The organism is Sporosarcina sp. P32b, from assembly GCF_002743335.1.
GTDB lineage: Bacteria > Bacillota > Bacilli > Bacillales_A > Planococcaceae > Sporosarcina.
This window is the reverse complement of sequence record NZ_PDZB01000052.1, coordinates 1-2,190: the sequence shown is the minus strand read 5'-3', so window position 1 is coordinate 2,190 and position 2,190 is coordinate 1. Positions and strand designations below refer to the sequence as shown.

General features: G+C 44.4%; 2 protein-coding genes. Both read left to right on the top strand.

The annotated features are described in order from the left end of the window. Nucleotides 1-91: 91 nt before the first annotated feature. Nucleotides 92-1,378 carry an IS21 family transposase gene (istA, locus tag CSV64_RS16390; protein WP_099635665.1) on the top strand — a complete coding sequence of 429 codons (1,287 nt, stop codon included), beginning with the start codon at nucleotides 92-94 and terminating at the stop codon, nucleotides 1,376-1,378. Continuing rightward, on the top strand, nucleotides 1,375-2,136 hold the full coding sequence (istB, locus tag CSV64_RS16385) for an IS21-like element helper ATPase IstB (protein WP_199168589.1): 762 nt from the start codon (nucleotides 1,375-1,377) through the stop codon (nucleotides 2,134-2,136). The genes istA and istB overlap by 4 nt, the downstream gene beginning before the upstream one ends. Nucleotides 2,137-2,190 lie beyond the last annotated feature (54 nt).

Here is a 2,190-nt window from a genome sequence, read left to right as displayed (position 1 = left end):
TATAAACGCTAAAATAAATATGTACACTGTCGCCGGGATAAATATGTACAAATCTACCGATCTCTCGCATACTAAAGCGGAGGTGATAGATATGTACATAACCATTCCATTCGATACGGATTTTGAGATTACAAAATTAGATGATCTGCCGAAATTCAAACAGATTATGGAGACGTTGAACATGAAAATTAATAAGAGTGAATTAGCACGCGAAATGGGTGTGGACCGTCGGACCATCGATAAGTACCTGAACGGATTCGTTCCGAAAACGACGAGATCCAAGGCATCAAAGATCGATAAATTATATCCTGTCATTGCCGCGCTGTTATCAGAGGATTCCAAACAGAAGTTTTACTACCGGCGCGTCCTTTGGCAGTATTTAAGAGATAATCACGGGCTAGATTGCGCTGCGTCAACATTCCGTCACTATATTTCCAAAACACCGGAATTCCGGGCTTATTTCGAGGACAACCAACGGATCCCTTCTCCAAAAGGAACCGCCCGCTTTGAAACTCCTCCAGGCAAGCAGGCACAGTTGGATTGGAAAGAGAATATTCTCTACGAAACAAAGGACGGAGAGACGGTGGAAGTGAATGTGGGTGTGCTCGTCCTTTCTCATTCGCGCCTAAGGAGCTTCCTGCTGACCACATCTAAAACACAGCCAGTCCTACTATCCTTTCTGACCGAGACATTTGAAGCACTAGGAGGGGTTCCGTCGGAACTGGTGACAGACAATATGAAGACCGTGATGGATCAAGCAAGAACTGAATATACAAGTGGAAAAGTGAATGCGAAATTCGACCAGTTTGCGAAAGATTTCGGATTCGATGTCAAACCATGTATTGCAGGACGGCCACGAACCAAAGGAAAAGTGGAAACCACCATGAAGATATTGGATGAAATTCATGCCTATCAAGGAAAGTTTTCGATGGAGGAGCTACACCAGTTTCTTAAGGATCTGTGTCAACGGGTGAATCATCAGATTCATCAAGGTACGGGGAAAATCCCTATTCTCGAATTCAAAAAAGAAAAGAACCTCTTATCCCAGCTACCAACTGAACAGATAAGAGATTCCTATCGCATCAAGCAGACACTCGTCAAGGTCAATCCTTCCAACATGATTTCGTATAAAACGAATCAATACTCGGTACCGGCAAAGTATCGAGGCAAGAAGGTTGGACTGCAAGTGTATGATGATCATGTATGGATTCATTATAACATGGAGTTGATCGCCTGGCACCCGATCAGTAACCGAAAGTTAAATTACGAGGAAGCCCACTATCAAGAAGCACTGGGGATCTCCATGCCGGGCTATCCGGATATCGACGAGTTGGCCAAGCGTAATCTCGCGATTATCGGGGAGGTGTACCCTTCGTGAATTCAGCCACCACCAGTTACCAGCAGCTTCAACAAAATCTTTCCGACTTGAAGCTCGAACAGATGTCACTTCATTTGAATGAGGTCGTAGACTTCAGTGTCCGTAACCAAGTGACATTAATTGATGCGTTGCTTAAATTGACAGACCACGAACTTCATACGAGAGAGTACAACCGGATACAGGCGACCATTAAAGCGGGCGCCTTCCCTCACCTGAAGGAATTGAAAGATTTTGATTTTACTTTTCAGCCCACCATCAATCAGCAGCAGATCCTCGATCTGGCTACGTTAAGATTTATGGAGGACAACAAAAATGTCATCTTTCTGGGGCCGAGTGGTGTCGGCAAGACGCACCTGGCGACCTCGATCGGCATCACAGCAGCGAAGCGACGAATCAGTACGCACTTCGTCAAATGTCATGATCTAATCCAGCAGCTAAAGCGTGCGAAGCTGGAAAACAAGCTGGAACGCCGGTTAAAGCATTATACGAAGTATCGGTTACTCATTATCGATGAAATCGGCTACCTGCCGATTGATGCCGAAGATGCCAAACTATTTTTTCAGCTGATTGATCTGCGATATGAGAAGCAGAGTACATTGTTCACGACCAATGTGAACTTCAAAGGCTGGGACAGTGTATTTCCCGAGCCTAAATTGGCCAATGCCATTTTAGACCGCATCCTGCATCATGCGTATGTCATTTCAATTGCCGGTGAATCTTATCGGATACAGAATCATCTAAGTCAGGAAATCCCGTAAATCTGTACATCCTTAAACAAGCGAAAGTGTACATTTTATAGTTGACATTTATAT

Bases quoted from the DNA above. Each gene is read 5' to 3' on its own strand.
- istA (WP_099635665.1), top strand. From the start codon at position 92: ATGTACATAACCATTCCATTCGATACGGATTTTGAGATTACAAAATTA.